This is a genomic window from Chryseobacterium sp. MYb7, assembly GCF_002979455.1.
Taxonomy (GTDB): Bacteria; Bacteroidota; Bacteroidia; order Flavobacteriales; family Weeksellaceae; genus Chryseobacterium.
In genome coordinates, this window is sequence record NZ_PCOU01000001.1 from 239,350 (window position 1) to 255,681 (window position 16,332).

The 16,332-nt window shown below is 36.4% G+C and carries 15 protein-coding genes; 7 read left to right on the forward strand and 8 right to left on the reverse strand.

Going from position 1 to position 16,332, the window contains the following annotated elements:
• Positions 1 to 9: 9 nt before the first annotated feature.
• The gene (locus tag CQ046_RS01125; RefSeq protein WP_123906551.1) at positions 10 to 921 is read left to right on the forward strand and encodes a hypothetical protein; all 912 of its coding nucleotides are present in this window, start codon (positions 10 to 12) and stop codon (positions 919 to 921) included.
• Here the strand turns inward: CQ046_RS01125 and CQ046_RS01130 are convergent, their stop codons facing one another.
• From CQ046_RS01130 to CQ046_RS01140, 3 genes are read right to left on the reverse strand one after another with little or no spacing between them, the layout of a single operon-like run.
• Positions 922 to 2,481 (reverse strand): helix-turn-helix domain-containing protein, encoded by a 1,560-nt coding sequence (locus CQ046_RS01130; RefSeq protein WP_105700490.1) that lies wholly within the window; start codon positions 2,479 to 2,481, stop codon positions 922 to 924. It abuts the gene before it with no gap.
• A gap of 12 nt (positions 2,482 to 2,493) precedes the next feature.
• Positions 2,494 to 3,105 (reverse strand): YdeI/OmpD-associated family protein, encoded by a 612-nt coding sequence (locus tag CQ046_RS01135; RefSeq protein ID WP_105700491.1) that lies wholly within the window; start codon positions 3,103 to 3,105, stop codon positions 2,494 to 2,496.
• A 5-nt stretch (positions 3,106 to 3,110) separates the two neighbouring features.
• Positions 3,111 to 4,244 carry a serine hydrolase domain-containing protein gene (locus CQ046_RS01140; protein WP_105700492.1) on the reverse strand — a complete coding sequence of 378 codons (1,134 nt, stop codon included), beginning with the start codon at positions 4,242 to 4,244 and terminating at the stop codon, positions 3,111 to 3,113.
• A 55-nt stretch (positions 4,245 to 4,299) separates the two neighbouring features.
• Here CQ046_RS01140 and CQ046_RS01145 point away from each other — a divergent pair, with 55 nt between their 5' ends.
• Complete coding sequence (locus CQ046_RS01145; RefSeq protein WP_228406831.1) at positions 4,300 to 5,673, forward strand: M48 family metalloprotease; 1,374 nt, start codon at positions 4,300 to 4,302, stop codon at positions 5,671 to 5,673.
• Between the two features lie 151 nt (positions 5,674 to 5,824).
• Here the strand turns inward: CQ046_RS01145 and CQ046_RS01150 are convergent, their stop codons facing one another.
• From CQ046_RS01150 to CQ046_RS01160, 3 genes are all read right to left on the reverse strand, one after another.
• On the reverse strand, positions 5,825 to 7,354 hold the full coding sequence (locus CQ046_RS01150) for a hypothetical protein (protein ID WP_105700494.1): 1,530 nt from the start codon (positions 7,352 to 7,354) through the stop codon (positions 5,825 to 5,827).
• A gap of 107 nt (positions 7,355 to 7,461) precedes the next feature.
• The gene (locus CQ046_RS01155; protein ID WP_105700495.1) at positions 7,462 to 8,295 is read right to left on the reverse strand and encodes a hypothetical protein; all 834 of its coding nucleotides are present in this window, start codon (positions 8,293 to 8,295) and stop codon (positions 7,462 to 7,464) included.
• Positions 8,296 to 8,402: 107 nt separating this feature from the next.
• The gene (locus CQ046_RS01160; RefSeq protein ID WP_105700496.1) at positions 8,403 to 9,944 is read right to left on the reverse strand and encodes a glycine--tRNA ligase; all 1,542 of its coding nucleotides are present in this window, start codon (positions 9,942 to 9,944) and stop codon (positions 8,403 to 8,405) included.
• A 214-nt stretch (positions 9,945 to 10,158) separates the two neighbouring features.
• Between CQ046_RS01160 and CQ046_RS01165 the strand changes: the two genes are divergently transcribed.
• Positions 10,159 to 10,854 (forward strand): pseudouridine synthase, encoded by a 696-nt coding sequence (locus CQ046_RS01165; protein ID WP_105700497.1) that lies wholly within the window; start codon positions 10,159 to 10,161, stop codon positions 10,852 to 10,854.
• Positions 10,855 to 10,996: 142 nt separating this feature from the next.
• The gene (locus CQ046_RS01170) at positions 10,997 to 12,034 is read left to right on the forward strand and encodes a quinone-dependent dihydroorotate dehydrogenase (protein WP_105700498.1); all 1,038 of its coding nucleotides are present in this window, start codon (positions 10,997 to 10,999) and stop codon (positions 12,032 to 12,034) included.
• Between the two features lie 32 nt (positions 12,035 to 12,066).
• Here the strand turns inward: CQ046_RS01170 and CQ046_RS01175 are convergent, their stop codons facing one another.
• Together CQ046_RS01175 and CQ046_RS01180 are read right to left on the reverse strand one after the other, a co-directional pair.
• A complete protein-coding gene (locus tag CQ046_RS01175; protein WP_105700499.1) occupies positions 12,067 to 12,957 on the reverse strand; it encodes a hypothetical protein in 891 nt (296 codons plus the stop codon).
• Between the two features lie 27 nt (positions 12,958 to 12,984).
• On the reverse strand, positions 12,985 to 14,229 hold the full coding sequence (locus CQ046_RS01180; protein WP_105700500.1) for a DUF445 domain-containing protein: 1,245 nt from the start codon (positions 14,227 to 14,229) through the stop codon (positions 12,985 to 12,987).
• A gap of 177 nt (positions 14,230 to 14,406) precedes the next feature.
• Between CQ046_RS01180 and msrB the strand changes: the two genes are divergently transcribed.
• The 3 genes from msrB to CQ046_RS01195 all read left to right on the forward strand — a co-directional run bounded on the left by msrB (position 14,407) and on the right by CQ046_RS01195 (position 16,279).
• The gene (gene msrB, locus CQ046_RS01185; RefSeq protein WP_105700501.1) at positions 14,407 to 14,853 is read left to right on the forward strand and encodes a peptide-methionine (R)-S-oxide reductase MsrB; all 447 of its coding nucleotides are present in this window, start codon (positions 14,407 to 14,409) and stop codon (positions 14,851 to 14,853) included.
• Between the two features lie 127 nt (positions 14,854 to 14,980).
• A complete protein-coding gene (locus CQ046_RS01190) occupies positions 14,981 to 15,736 on the forward strand; it encodes a murein L,D-transpeptidase catalytic domain family protein (RefSeq protein ID WP_105700502.1) in 756 nt (251 codons plus the stop codon).
• 111 nt (positions 15,737 to 15,847) lie between these two features.
• Complete coding sequence (locus CQ046_RS01195) at positions 15,848 to 16,279, forward strand: hypothetical protein (protein WP_228406832.1); 432 nt, start codon at positions 15,848 to 15,850, stop codon at positions 16,277 to 16,279.
• Positions 16,280 to 16,332 lie beyond the last annotated feature (53 nt).

Here is a 16,332-nt window from a genome sequence, read left to right on the forward strand (position 1 = left end):
AGAAAAATGATGAAAAAAAATTGTTTATTGATTCTAATGACTTTAAGCTTCCAGTTTGCATTTTCACAAATTGGAATCAATACCCCAAACCCGCAGGGTATTCTGCATATTGACGGGCAGAAAGATAATCCTGTTTCAGGATCAACATTTACTCCCGCTCAGCAGGCTAATGATATTCTTGTGAACAGCGCGGGAAAAATAGGAGTGGGAACTTTGAGCCCCGCGGTAAAAGTAGACGCCAGAAATTCCGGAAACGGAGCCATTGGTTTTGGAACTTCCACCCTCACGGCAGTTGCAGCAGATGAGGGAGCGGTGCGTTATAACAGCGGAGTGGAATACTCCAACGGAAATGAATGGCTTCCCTTGCTGACAGCTCAACCTGCCAGTAATAAAGTGATTGTGATTGCGGCCAAAACAACGAATAATGTAAAGCTTGTAACGCCTGCCACACCAACAATAACAACTGGTTTGCAGAACAGAGCAAGTAATTATCTGGTAGACTGGAGTAAAACTTTTGAAAGTAATTCCGGGACGACTTTCAATGCCGGAACAGGTATTTTTACAGCGCCCAGAAACGGAATTTATGTAGCTACTTTCACCACAGATCTGGCTCCAATGGCTATTAATTATACAACAGATCCTTTAAATCCTATTCAGATAGAGGCGATCTGGCAGCTTTATGATAATACCGCAGGATTGACTGCCGCCAATATTGTCAATACCGTGAAATGTGCGAATACCATGTCCTCAAACAGTGTCGGAAATATTGATGCAGGAAGTAACTGCACCGCTTCTTTCTACATGACAGCAGGACAGAGGCTGATGCCTTACATCTGGTTTAATTTAAATAACTCAAACGTTGCAAATTTTTCGCTTAATAATACGGGCGGTTATAATAATTTGACCATAGCAGAACAGTAATCAGGAGATCTCATCAAGGGTTTTAATAAAAGCCGACGGATGCAATCCTGTGATTTTTTTGAACTCAAGAGAAAAGGCACTGTGAGATGAATATCCTGTGATTTCAGCAAGGTGATTGATCTTGTACTTTCTGTATTGTGGCTCGTTTTTCAACTGATTAACAATGTAATTGATCCTCAAGTGATTAATGTATTGGTTAAAATTGAATTTTTTATGTTTTTTAATAACCGTTGAAAGATATTTTGTGTTGATATTCAACGTGTTTGCAAGATTGTAACGAGAAATGTTTTTGTTGTTAAACTCAAGGTTTTCTTCAAAAATTTTTAATCCATCTAGTATGTTTTCCTCTACTTCAGGCGAAATTTTTATTTCAATCGGAGTAGGGGTGTTTTTTGTCTGAATATCCTCAGAAGTTTCCTGTGGATCTTCCTCATACACTACAGGTGAAATTCCATCTTTGTAAATTTTAGCAACCGCTTCTTTATGTTTTTTTCGCAGACGAATGCTATTGAAAATCATCGCTCCTAAAACAATTAGCAGAACAATACAGGCGATAATAAGCCATTTTGAAATACTGTGGCTTTCGTTGAGCTGCTGATGGAAACTTTTCTCTTTTTTTGATAATGTTTTGTTGACAGCCATGGATCTGTTGTAAGCAACGCTGTCTTTTAATTTAAGATTTTCAATTTTATACTTCTCGGTATTGGATTCGTCGTGGAGCTGGGCATACGCTTCTTCAAGGTTTTTGGTAACCTCGATCTTTTTTTCATTAAAACCATACTGATCTACAATGGCGAGGGACTTCTGAAAGTACAGCACCGCACTGTCTGGCTTATTTTGTTTTGAAAAAGAAAATCCGATATCATTAAGAATATTGGCCCGAAGATAATAATTACTTTCTCCCACCAATGAAAGAGCATTTGCAAAATAATATTTGGCTTCCTTAAATTTTTTCACCTCAGATAAATTATACCCCATATTGGTATAAGCAGAGATCAAAAGTTCATTTCGTCTGGCTGCATTTTTAAGCTTTTGAAACTCCTGAATAGCACTTTTAGAATAAAATGCTTTCTCTTTGTATTGCTCTTTATTGAGAAGAATCAAAAAAGAATTAAAGATCATCCCTTTCAGCTCATGTCCTTCTTCTGTAGTATTGTTTTTTACTTCTACTAAAGCATTTCGGAGACTTGTAGAAGACTCTCTAAGCAATCCAAGCTTTGCATACTGGGTTCCCTGCATTCTGTACGCCAGTGCTTTTCCAATGCTGTAATTGCTTTGAATAGATATTTTCAGTACTTTATCAGCAAAATCGAGACTTTTTTCAGCATCAGATTTCAAATAGCTGTTGAAAGACTTTAGATAATAAGCTTTTGCAAGAAATTCCGGGAAATTTCTCTTCTGCGCAGAATCTATAATCTTATTCAGAACAATTTCAGAGCTGTCAGGATTTTTAGAGGAAAGCATGCGGGCATACTTATATTGTCCCTCAAAATCAAACGACTGAGCGGGTGTAAAAAATGAAATAATAAGGAAGAAAAAGAGAATATTTTTTTTCTTCATTGGGTGTGTTTTTTATTTTTTCTGGTACTTCCAGTTTCGGCCTTTACCTTCGGCTATCCATTCCAAAGACTGTTCTAATCTTTTATTTCTGGTAGCTACTGTTTTGGCCTCGGAAACCCATGCAATATACTCTTTTCTGAAAGAAGGTGTTGCTTTTTCAAAAATTTCTTTTGCTTTTGGCTGGGCATTTAAAGCTGACTGAAAATAATCCGGAACATCCATTTCTACTTTGGATGGAGGGGCTTTTTTCATCGTAACTCCCATGTCTGTAAGCTCCATGGCTTCCTGGATAGCGCTTTTTAGCTGAGGTTTGGATGGAAGATCTTCAAGGCGGGTTACTTTTCCTAAACTGAACATTGAACTTTTTTCAGCAGTTGTTTCTATTTCCTGTAAAGTTTTCATTTCCTGATGAAGCCAGAATCCCAAACTGCAATATTGCTTGAAAGCAGTGATAGAACATAGGATTTTTCCTTTATACATGAACGTAGGAAATTTCCATTTGATAGCTTCTTCTGCATCAGGACAGGCTTCATGAATGGTTTCACGAAGATATTCTAAGATAGGTTTTGCAAAATCCGGAGATTTTTCAATGTATTCATCAACTTGTATGTTGTGTTTTTCCATAGTGTTTATTGGAATAATGGTACAATTTCATTCACAAAGAATCTGACCTGATCTGGTCTTCCTCTGTCATTTTTAGGATTGTTGGAATAGCTTCCGGTTTTTACGATAACGATATTATGCTCTGGAACCATAATAATATATTGTCCCTGCAATCCCAGGAAATAATAATGTTTGATTGGGTTGTCATGATTAATCCAAAGCCCCATTCCATAGATGTTTTCCGACTTTTCCGTAGGAGTTCTCATCTGTTCAATGAAGGCTGCATTAAGAATTTGCTGATCTCCAGCTTTTCCGTTATCCAGAAATAACTGCCCCAGCTTGGCAAAATCCCTCGCATTGGAATGAATACAGCAATACGTTTTTTCCATACCATGATTGTCTGTGCTCCATTTAGCGTTCTGTTCCATTCCCAGAGGAACCCAGAATTTTTCTGATAAATAGCTTGCTAATGGTTTATTCAATGCTTTTCTAAGGGCAAAGCCAAGAAGCTGTGTAGAACCGCTTTGGTATTCAAATCTGACTCCCGGTTCTTCTTTAAATTTTCTTGAGAATACCGCTTTTACAAGGCTTTTTCCATAATATGCTTTTGCATTAGGCAAAAACGGGTTGTTGTAATTTTCATCCCAGTCCAGCCCGGCTTCCATTTGAGCCAGATTTTTAAGAGTTACCTCATTTCCGTAAGGTTTATTTTTAAATTCAGAATAAAAATCAGACAGCTTTTCATCAATATTCGGAATAATGTCTTCTTCCAAAGCTTTCCCCAAAAGCATGACAGTAACTGCTTTGGCCATAGAAAAAGAATTGGTCTGCGAGAGCTGGTTGTAACCGTCCCAATACTGTTCATGAAGAATTTTTCCATTCTTTATCACTACAAAAGCAGCTGTTTTGGAGTGTTTTAAGTTTTCAACTAAATGTTTAGGTAATTCCTTTTTATTGTAATCAGGATCTTCTTCCCAGAGTTTAGGTTCTTCTGTAGCAATAGGATTGCTTGGGAAAAGATTTCCGTCATCAATGTAGGCACTTGATTTTCCTTTAAGATAGGTTTTGGAAATACCACTAAACAAATAATCATATCCCAGAAAATAAGCCGCCGCAGCACCTGCAACAGCTCCGCCTATCATATACTTTAGTATTCTCATCTTTTCATGAATGGGTCTTTAACAAATTTAGAATAATTTGGTTATAAAAATTAAAATGAATCATCAAATACGTTATTTTTGTTCTTATTTGATGAAAACAATGACCAGAAAACTGATTGTATTGGGATGCTTCCTATTTTCGATGTTAGGAATAGCCCAGATTTATAAACCAATAGATACTGCAGATTATATACAGAGAAAAACATTTCTAAAAAATTTTGAAGGAAATAATGAAGCGACTGTAAAGAGGTTAAAGTCCCAGTATTCCGGGAAAACAGGCTCAGAATTATCCAAAATTTATAAAGAATTCGGAACCGACTTTGAAAAACAGGTGAAGAATAAGGATTTTATCTTCAAATCTGAATTTGAAGCCAGTATACAGTCTATGATTCAACGTCTTAAAAAGAACAATCCTAAAATTCCCCAGGATCTTAAAATTCTGATCGCAAAAGACAATACTCCCAATGCCTATTGCCTTGCTGACGGCACTTTTGTAATCAATATGGGGCTCTATAGCTGGCTGAATAATGAAGAGCAGATTGCTGCGGTGATTTCTCATGAGCTTGGGCACAAAATAGAAGAACATTCCCTGAAAACTTTTTTAAAAATAATCGAACAGGATAACTTGGATAAAATTGTCGTTGAGAATATCAAATCCACAACAACAAGCAGGAGCCAGAGCCAGAATCAGAAAGCTTTTGATATTTTAAAAAATACAGTGTACAAAAAAAGTGTGGAGAGAAGACAAAGCGAAATGCAGGCAGATTCTCTGGGCTATGTCATTTTTAAAAACAGCGATTTCAAAAAAGCAGAATTTGTGAATGCGCTTCAAAGACTTCAGGCTTTTGATACCATTTCACCGAGAACACTAAAGGTTGAAACGTATAAAAAATTATTTAATTTCCCAAAACAGGCGTTCAATGAAAAATGGATGAAAAAAGAAGACTTCTCTCTTTACAACTATAATTTTTACAAAGAAAAACTGAACAAAGATTCTCTGGCATCACATCCCGAAGTCTCCAGAAGAATTGAAATGCTTAAAAAGACTTTTGCAGAACTTAAAACACCTGTTAGTCCGGAAAAACCTACAGATTTGTTTGTGACATTAAAGAAAACGGCAAGGATGGAAATTCTTCCCAATTATTTTCATTCGGAAGATTACGGATTGGGAATTTATACTGCCATGCAGTTTTTACAGGATGAAGAGGAAGAAAAGTATTATAAAAGCTGGCTGGGAAGATGTTTCTCCAAAATATATGAAGCTAGAAAAAATTATAACCTGAACCGCTATCTGGATAGGATAGAGCCCAAAAATCAGAGTGAAAGCTACCAGCAGTTTCTGAATTTTATGTGGAATTTAAGCCTTGATGAAATCAAAAATATCGCAGATTTTTATCAGGCGAATGAAACTATAGCGAAGGTAAACTGACCCTGATATAAATAGTTTATATATCAATAGGAACGGTATAATCCTGAGCTTTGACGAAGGGAGCCCGTTTTTTTAATAATAAAAAATTCCACTGGCTTCAGCCAAATCATAAAAGAAAGAACCCCGATGAAACATCAGGGTTCTTTTTGTATTAATAATTCAATTTTTCCAGACGGATCTTATTAAATTTTTCTTTCTCATTATACTCCCGAAGCAGGATATAACCTTCTTTTCCTACATACGGAGTTACTGCATAATTATCTTTTTCCGAAATTGGGATAATCTCCTGCTTAAATTTTCCATCAATAATGGTATTGATAAAAAGGTTCCATCTTTTCTGTTTCGTTACTTCATCTTTTTGATAGTCGCGGTAGAAAAATACCACGTCTTTTCCACCGTTGAGGTACTGTGAGAAGAGATAATCACTGTTCACCCATTTTGATTTTTCTTTCTCAAAAACCTGAACATTTTTCACTTTGAAATCTTTATCGGTGTAGATATAGACAAGATCTGTTGTTTTTGGAGCAGAGTATTGACCTTCGGGTTTGTATTTTTCTGATAAAATACCAACACTTCCATCGTTCATGAAGTACATGTCTTTGGTCTGAAGCATGTAGCCGCTTTCTACCATACCATTTTTATTAAGTTTGGGAAGAAAAGCTGAGATATTGGGCTCATAATTAATGGCTTTCATGTCTACTGAAAAGTCAGATTTGTTGAGGATCATTCTTGCAAATCCTACGGATTGGGAATCATCATAATTTCTTCCCAATAAAACTACTTTATCATCAAAAGTTTTATCATTATCAATTTTTCGGTAATTAGAGTAGAAGGTTTCAATATTGTCTATTGTATCATCAGATAATCCGGTAACGGGTTTGTTAGACTTTTCTTTTCCTGTTTTCATATCAAGAACAAGAAGACTGAATGTTTTCTGCTTGTCATTCACTTTTTTCATGATGCAGTACATATAATTCTCGTCTCTTTCCAGAACAGACAACGTAGTGTACAGCTTTTTAGTTCCGTCTGTGTTGTATTTATATCTCCAGACTTCTTTTTTATTTTCGTCAAACCTCATAAGGCTGTTGCTGTTTTCATACTTTCCGTAATCTTTGTATTCAACAGCAAAATAACCTCCTTCTTTCAGTTCTCCTACCGCAGAAACGTAGTTATAGCCTTTCTCTTTTTTCTCATCACGGTTGTCTTTACGCTGTTCTTTCCAGCTTTTCGGTTCGTTGATCTCCTTGAAAGTACCGTTTTCCAAATAGTCGTAATAGAGTTTTTTGGTAATGGAGTTGGTTTTAGGATCAATTACCATGGAAACCGGGGTGAATATCTCTTTGCTTTTTACAAGGGAATAATCCATCATAGAAGGCTTTAGGATAATCTGTCCTTTAAAATCAACATATCCTAAATAAGAGGCAGCAGTGATGTCTCCTTCAAATTCTTTATTGGCAACAGGGTTGAGGTTTTTATCCAGTATAACGTATTCAAACTTTTTGGTTTTATCACCGGATTTTCCGTAAGAATATAGAGAAACGTAACCGTAAAGATTGTCTTTATCATCGAATAGGGCATTCATGCCTACATGGTCTCCGGAAGCCAGTGTCGTCAGGTCCTGAGTTTGGGAAAATGCAAATGTCTGGATTAATCCAAACATCATCAGCGTTATTTTTTTCATGGTTAAAATTTGAGGGATAAAAGTAATAAATTAACTCATATGTTGTGAAAAATAAAAAAGCCCTGGAAATATTTCCAAAGCTTACAACCTAAAATGCAAAATAATTATTAATAGTACTCGTAAAGCCAGTTATGAGTACTTGTTCCATAGCCTGAGATATCATATGTAGTAACAGCTTTGGTAGGATAGTTGTCTCCGTTAAGCGTGTAAACTGCGGTAATTTTGTTGGTTCCATTGGATAAACCGGAATAACTCTCTGTTTGATTCAATAGATTATTATACCCTATTTGCCCGTCACTCACATCAAATAAATTGATCTTAACAAAACCTTTTATATTCTTCATAGGATTGTTGAAGGTGTCATAAGTATTGGTAATATTATAGGTAACTCCGTTATACGTATATTTAGCTGAAGCCACATTTCCTGCATTGGTTAAATTAACATCCACCTGTGCAAATACAAGATTGGAATACGTTCCTGTTGAAGGATTATAAGTTCCGCTTTTATATTCATCAAACTGAACATGGGCATCACTGAGATACTGATAAATTTTGGTATAGATCAGCGTTCCCTGTTCTTTATCAGTTATCTTTTCCGTTGAAAGTCTTCCATTGGAATAGGTGAATTCTCTCATAAGAACCAGAGAGCCGCCAATGAACTCTTCTGTCTTAGCAATATAATCTCCGCTGTAAGTATAAATTACTCTATCATCATCTGATGCGTTGTAGGTTTCTATAAGCTTGTCTCCATTATACTTAAATTCCACCACATAAGGCTGACCGCCAGGGTTGACGTCAGTTGCTTTTTTCAAGAGTGGAGAAGTACCCGTGTTATTGTTATGAGAGTTATTGCTGTTGTCTCTGTGGTCGGCAGGATTATCATTAGACACACAACTTGAGAGCACTGCCACAGCCAGTGATGAAAGTATTAGCTTTTTCATGGTTATTATTAGTTTAGTTTTTTAATCCGCTAAAAATAATCATTTTTATGGTAGGTTGATCCGGAATGTATGAAAAATAAAAAAGCCCTGAAAACCAGGGCTTTTAATTATATTTTAGAAAGTAAATTTCTGAAGTTTGTTTTCTCATCAATGATCCTTCTCAATTCTGAAACAGGAACTCTTTCCTGCTGCATCGTGTCTCTGTCTCTGATGGTTACTGTATGATCCGTTAAAGAATCGTGATCTACAGTGATACAGTAAGGAGTACCAATGGCATCCTGTCTTCTGTAACGTTTTCCGATGGCATCTTTCTCCTCGTAGAACAAGTTGAAATCATATTTCAGATCATTGAAGATCCTTTCTGCATATTCTGCAAGACCATCTTTCTTCATCAATGGAAGAATAGCGGCTTTAATTGGCGCTAATGCCGGAGGTAAAGATAAAACCGTCCTTTCTGAACCGTCTTCCAATACTTCGTCTCTTAAACAATGTGAGAATATAGAAAGGAATAATCTGTCTAAACCTACTGAAGTCTCCACTACATAAGGAACATAGTTTTCGTTTCTTTCAGGATCAAAGAACTGAAGTTTTCTTCCTGAGAATTCTTCATGCGCTTTTAAGTCGAAATCCGTTCTTGAGTGAATACCTTCCAATTCTTTAAATCCGAATGGGAAATTAAATTCAATATCAGCAGCAGCATTGGCATAGTGAGCCAGTTTCTCGTGATCGTGGAATCTGTAATTATCATTTCCTAAACCTAACGCTAAGTGCCAGTTCAGACGTTTTTGTTTCCATTGCTCATAGAATTCAAGTTCTGTTCCCGGAGCAACGAAGAACTGCATTTCCATCTGTTCAAATTCACGCATTCTGAAAATAAACTGTCTTGCAACAATCTCGTTTCTGAACGCCTTACCAATCTGTGCAATACCGAAAGGAAGTCTGTGGCGTGAAGTTTTCTGTACATTCAGGAAGTTAACAAAGATACCCTGAGCCGTTTCAGGTCTCAGATAAAGATCCATTGCAGAATCAGCAGAAGCACCTAATTTAGTTCCGAACATCAGGTTAAACTGTCTTACTTCCGTCCAGTTTTTAGAACCTGTATCAGGATCTGCAATTTCAAGCTCTTCAATCAACGCTTTTACATCAGCAAGATCTTCATTTTCCAGAGATTTTGCCAGTCTCGAAAGAATAGCCTCTCTTTTTGCTCTGTATTCCAAAATTTTTGGATTCGTTGCAACAAACTGATCTTTATCGAAAGCATCACCAAATCTTTTCGCTGCCTTTTCGATTTCTTTGTTCTCTTTATCTTCAATTTTAGCACAATAGTCTTCCACCAAAACGTCTGCTCTGAAACGCTTCTTAGAATCTTTATTATCAATCAATGGATCGTTGAAAGCGTCTACGTGGCCTGATGCCTTCCATGTAGTTGGGTGCATAAGGATCGCCGAATCAATGCCGACAATATTTTCGTTAAGCTGTACCATAGCTTTCCACCAATATTGTTTGATATTATTTTTTAGTTCGGCACCATTCTGTCCATAATCATAAACAGCGGATAAACCATCATAGATCTCACTCGATGGGAAAATAAAACCATATTCTTTAGCGTGAGAAATCACTTTCTTGAAAACATCTTCTTGCTTTGCCATAATTTTTTTACGTCTGATGTGCAAAAATATGAATTTGGAATCAAAATCATGAGTTTCAATAAAAAAAGCAGTTAATAAACAGACAAATATTTACATTTTAATTTTCCAGGAGCCGGGAACCTGCTTTCCGCTGTATCTTTTGCTCCATTGTATTTCGCAAAAGGATGTCGCTGCAATCAGGGCTATATAAGTCGAAAATTTCTACTTTTGCATCATGTTAGAAATTCTTTATCGCGACGAGCATCTTATTGCCATCAACAAACCCAGCGGATTACTGGTTCATAAATCTTTCTATGCGGGAGAAGCCGATACCTACGCTATTCAGGAGCTGAAGAAACAGATTGGGCAAAAAGTGTATCCCGTACACCGGTTAGACCGAAAAACTTCGGGTGTTCTGCTGTTTACCTTAGATAAAGATACCCTTAGAATCATGAGCGAACAGTTTGCTTCACGCGAAGTAGAGAAGAAATATCTGGCTATCCTTCGTGGCTGGACGAAAGAAGAAGAAACCATTGATTATGATTTGGTTAATGAAAATGAAGTTAAGCAAAATGCTGTTACAAAGTACCACCGTTTGCAGACTTCAGAAATAGATTTACCCTTTTTAAAACATCAGACCTCGCGATATTGTTTGGTAGAAGCCATTCCTGAAACGGGAAGATTTCATCAGTTGAGAAAACATTTTAAACATATTCTACATCCCATTTTAGGCTGCAGAAAACACGGTTGCAATAAACAGAATAAATTGTGGCTTCAAACATTTGAGATCAGCAAAATGACGCTTCACGCACACCAATTGATTTTTAATCATCCTATTTCTAACGAAAGAATTACAGTAAATGCAACCATAGATGATGAATTCAAAAGAGTAGGGGATATTCTGAAACTAGATCTGAGTGCTTACTCTTAATTTAAACCAAACGATTAAATCTACCTAGCTTCATTCACCCTATTCTCTCTTTTAGATTTTATAAATAAAACATTTTGATAAAATATCACAGGTTAATCAAAGATTAATTTTAAAATGAGTAATTTTGTAAAACTTTTTTTCAATGTACAAATCGCTCATTCGTCCGATCCTTTTCAAATTTGACCCTGAAGATGTTCATCACTTTACATTTTCAATGCTTAAGAATTTTGGATTTCTTACCAAACTATTTTTCCCAAAACCTATTGAAGACAAACGTCTGGAAAGAGAATTTTTTGGATTAAAATTTAAAAATCCTGTAGGACTGGCAGCCGGTTTCGATAAAAATGCAGTATTATTTAACGAATTGGGAGACTTAGGCTTTGGTTTTGTAGAAATCGGGACGGTAACTCCAAGAGCTCAGGCCGGAAATCCTAAGAAAAGATTGTTCCGTCTCATTGAAGATGGCGGAATTATCAACAGAATGGGATTCAACAATGAAGGTCTTGAAGCAGCTATTGAAAAACTGAAATCCAACAAAGGAAAAATAATCATCGGTGGAAACATCGGAAAAAATACAGATACAAACCCGGAAAGTTATACCCAGGATTATCTCGACTGTTTCGAAGGTCTTCATCCTCATGTTGATTATTTTGTACTGAATGTGAGCTGCCCGAATGTAGGAAGCCACGCCAAACTTGAAGATGTAGGATATCTGAGAGAGCTGATTACAGAAGTGAAGAAAATAAACCAGTCAAAATCTGTACAGAAACCTATATTACTTAAAATTGCTCCGGATCTTAACAATAATCAATTAGACGAAATCATTGACCTGATTGCTGAAACAAAGATTGATGGTATCGTAGTGTCCAATACTTCCGTAAACAGAGAAGGGCTGAAAACTTCTCCGGAAGTCTTAGAACAGATAGGAAACGGAGGATTAAGCGGAAAACCTATCCGTGAGAGAAGTACAAAAATGATTAAGTACCTTTCTGAAAAAAGTAACAGAGCATTTCCAATTATTGGGGTAGGAGGAATTCATTCTGCAAAAGATGCTATGGAAAAACTAGATGCAGGAGCTGGCCTGATCCAGCTGTACACCGGATTTATTTATGAAGGTCCGGAACTGATCAACGAAATCAACAAGGAAATTCTAAAAAGAGCAAGCAGATTACCAAGATAATAACAAAAAGAGGGTTGATATGACTCTCTTTTTTATTTTGACTTTACGACGGTTGCATTTTTTAGATCAACGGTAAATGTATGAGCTGGTGTGCTATCGGATTTACCTATTTTATATTTGATCGTTTGCCTGTCTTTGGATTTTGTTTTGGTAGCATCATAGATGTTTTCCAGACAACTTTCTATCAGGAATTCTTGATAGTGTTTATAATTCCAGTCTTTGGTAAAATAAAGAACTCTATAGCCTTTCTCACCTTCACTTGCTCCGCATCTTCCACAGGCATTAAAATTTGATGTCTGCTCAAAATAGAGCAGAACTCTGTTTCCGTTTTCTCCTGCGGCATAGGAAATCAATTCGTTTCCACCCGCTTTATTAATGAAATCATAAGTATTGATCTTTTTATTGTTAGGCAGGAACAGGTAATTGTTGAGACGATAAATCATAGCATTACCTGTAAATAATTTAGCCGGCTGAACTTTTTTGCCCAGATAAAAATGCCCGGGAATCGGGTTGTTATTCATACTCATGTTTTCGAATATAATAGATTCCTGAGGAGCTAGTTTTTGGGCTGTCTCATCTGTTTTTTCTACTTTCTGAAGAGAGGTGATCTGCTCTTTCAGAAGCTTAGAATTTTGTTTTTGTTTGCTTCCGAAATTATACAATGACAGGTTTCCATAATAATTATATATTCCGGTAAGCGGTATTTTCTTTTTGTATTTGTCATAGTAATACCATCCGTCAACGTAATGCTGATACTGGTCACAATCTACCACACCGGTATAGTTGAGCTCTATCGTAATGGGAGTTCCGCCGATCTCTCCTGTAAAAGTCTGTGAAGAATCTATTACTTTCTTGAATTCAACCTTCTGGCAGAGAAAAAATGAGAGGGAAAAGAAAAAGAATACGGTGAAAATTTTTTTCATGGTTGAGTGATCGTGGATTTTAGTTTTTTAAATGAAAAAGTGTGTGATGGTGTAGATAATCAGTCCTACCAGACCTCCAACCAGTGTTCCGTTGACTCGGATAAACTGCAGATCTTTTCCTACTTCCAGCTCCAGCTTTTCACTCAATTCTTTTCCTTGCCAGTTCCCAACAGTTGTACTGATGAGGTTCCCGAATTGATGGGTGTTTTTCAGAATATATTTATAAGCTGTCACACGCACCCAATGATCAATTTTGTTCTGAAGGTTTTCATCAGTCTTTAAATTTTGGGCGAACTCATTCAGATTTTTAGTAAGATAATTTTTCAAAGCAGAATTCTCCTCCTGAAGTTCTTTCATCAGTGTTTTTTTAATGGAAACCCAGATGTCATTGGAATATTCATCCAGTTTATCATTTTTCAGAAGCCCGTTTTTAATGGTTTTAAATTCCTCATCCCATTTCGGATCTTCTTTCAGATCAACAGAGAATTCATGAATTTTCTGCGTAATTAATCCTCTTACTTCATGTTCAGGATTTTCTTCTATTTCTTTGAAAAAATCAGAAAGTCCGTCTGCAATTTTATCGGCAATTTTAGTGTCTACAAATGATGGAATGAAAGAATAGCTTCCTTTTTTTACCCGCTCCTGAATCATTGCATCGTTTTCAATGATGTATTCTTTGATTTGTTTCGAAAGATTGGTGATGATTCTCTGGTGGTCATTTTTTTCAAGAATATATCCGATTCCGTTTCCAACCACTTTATTAAGCTTAATATCATCCGTCATTTCAGAAACCTTTTTACTGATAAACTGGCTTACCGTAGAATCATCAAGCTTATTAAGAATATCAAGAACAATATCAGAAAGATTTTTAATCAAAATCTCCTGGCTTTTTTCCTTGCCCAGCCATTCCCCGACAAAATTAGAAACTTTAAGTTTTTGGATATAAGGACGGATATTCTGAGGAGAAAGAAAGTTTCCAACCACAAAACTCCCGAGATTGTCTCCCAATCTCTGTTTACTGTTCTCAATCAGGTTGGTATGTGGAATGGGAAGTCCCAGAGGATGACGGAATAATGCGGTTACTGCAAACCAGTCAGCAAGTGCCCCTACCATAGCAGCCTCAGCAAATGCCTGTACATAGCCGATCCAATGAGAGTTATTAGACTTCTGTAAAATAGTGGTAACAATGAAAATAATAGCCATCAGGACAAATAACCCTGTGGCAAATGCTTTATATTTTCTGAGTTGTTTTCTTTTTGCTTCGTCATTCATATTCTCAAATTTACTAAATTTGGTTATGAAACCGTTTAATCTTAATAAAAGCTTTTAAACCTCACAATTTTTGCGGTTAAAGAATGAAATTTACGATGAAATTTTTAGTTTCAGTCACCTTATTATTTTTTCTGCAGGCATGTACGCAGAAATACGAACCCCATTAAAACCCCTCCCATGGAAAATACAGAAGCAAAAAACAATCCATACTATTCCAAAGCCGATACTACAAAACTTAATGTTTCTAATGAAGAATGGAAAAAAATCCTCGCTCCGGATTTATACGCAATTGCCAGAGAGGCAGCGACTGAAAGAGCTTTTACAGGAAAATACAATGAATTTGATGAGATAGGAGAATATTATTGTGCGGTGTGTGGAAATCACCTGTTCCGTTCTACATCAAAATTTTCCAGCAGCTGTGGCTGGCCAAGTTTCTTTGAAGCTGATAAAGAAGGAGTCTATTATGTAAGAGATCAGTCTTATGGAATGGACCGTGTAGAGGTGCTCTGCAAAAGATGTGATTCCCATCTGGGGCATGTTTTTGATGATGGTCCAAAGCCGACAGGATTGAGGTATTGCATGAATTCTGTAAGCCTGGAATTTGTTCCGGATTCTCAAAAATAAATGCTTTAATTCACAAAATCAGGACGTTAAAGTTTCTTAAATAGCGTTAAACTTTTTAGAGTTATAACCCCTTGGTAATTATGTTTTTATAATTTTGCCCCACTAATTTGGATTTATATAGTATTGAATGAAAGGAATTTATAGTGTATTAGGCCTTGTTTACATGGTTACGACTTCATTCTACATTTCCCCAAGAGTGGCGGCGAAAAGTGAGAATGTAACAACAACGAAAACTGAAAAAGTAGCTGAAACGAAATCTGATAAAAGCACAACAGCTGTGTCTGCATCAGAAGCACTGTACCAATCTATTGCCTTTGACCCGGAACATGAACTGAACTATGAAGTGTTCTCAAAAGCATTAACTGGTTATGAAAATTTAAAAAAAGCAGGATTGCTTACCCAGGACTCGCATTTACTGACTATCTGCGATTTTTCTATGTCTTCTAACACAAAAAGACTTTGGATCATTGACCTGGAAGACAAAAAAGTTCTGTTCAACTCATTAGTAGCACACGGAAAAAATACAGGCGAAGAATTTGCGACGAATTTTTCTAACAAGGAAAGTTCGCTGCAGAGCAGTCTTGGATTTTATATCACGGATGCTACCTATCAGGGTGATAACGGATACTCTCTTAAATTATTAGGAATGGATAAGGGCTTTAATGATGCTGCATACAAAAGAGCAATTGTAATGCATGGTGCGGATTATGTGAGTGATGCATTTGCCAGTATGCACAAAAGAATCGGAAGAAGCTGGGGATGCCCTGCCGTTCCAAGAGAGCTTACACAGTCTATAATCAATACGATTAAAGGAAAAAACTGTCTGTTCATCTATTATCCTGATCAGAATTATCTTTCTTCCTCAGAATGGTTGAAAGCATAAAGAAAAAAAGAGCAGTCAGATTGGGCTGCTCTTTTTCTTTTAAAATAGTCCTGCAATTCGAAAAATAACAATTACATTTATATAAACCTTTTAGCCTTAAAGTATAATAGAATGATGAATGGACAAGATGAAAATCAAAAAAATATAAATGTAGCCCTGGAAACATCTATGGGATTTATTCCAGCCATAAGACTGATTAATAATCCTGATGACTCATGTACTTTTGAGAAAGGTAAAATGCCTACTCTTAAACATATAAAAGCTACCGTTTTCTGGATGAGTAATGAAACGGAAGAATGGGAAAAAAATGACCATCCGGCACCCAGAAGGCAATATGTTGTTACCATCAAGGGGAATGTAAGATTTAAAGTAACAGATGGATCTACATTTATTATTGAACCAGGAATCATCCTTTTAGCTGAAGACCTTAAAGGTGCCGGACATAGCTGGGATATGGTGAACGGTCAAAAATGGGAGAGACTTTATATCCCGATTGTAGAGAATGAGAGTGACCTTTTCATGCCTGATGCTGATTTTATGTAACAGTTAAAGATAAGATAGTATAAAAAAATCCCTGTATGGCTTTCATACAGGGA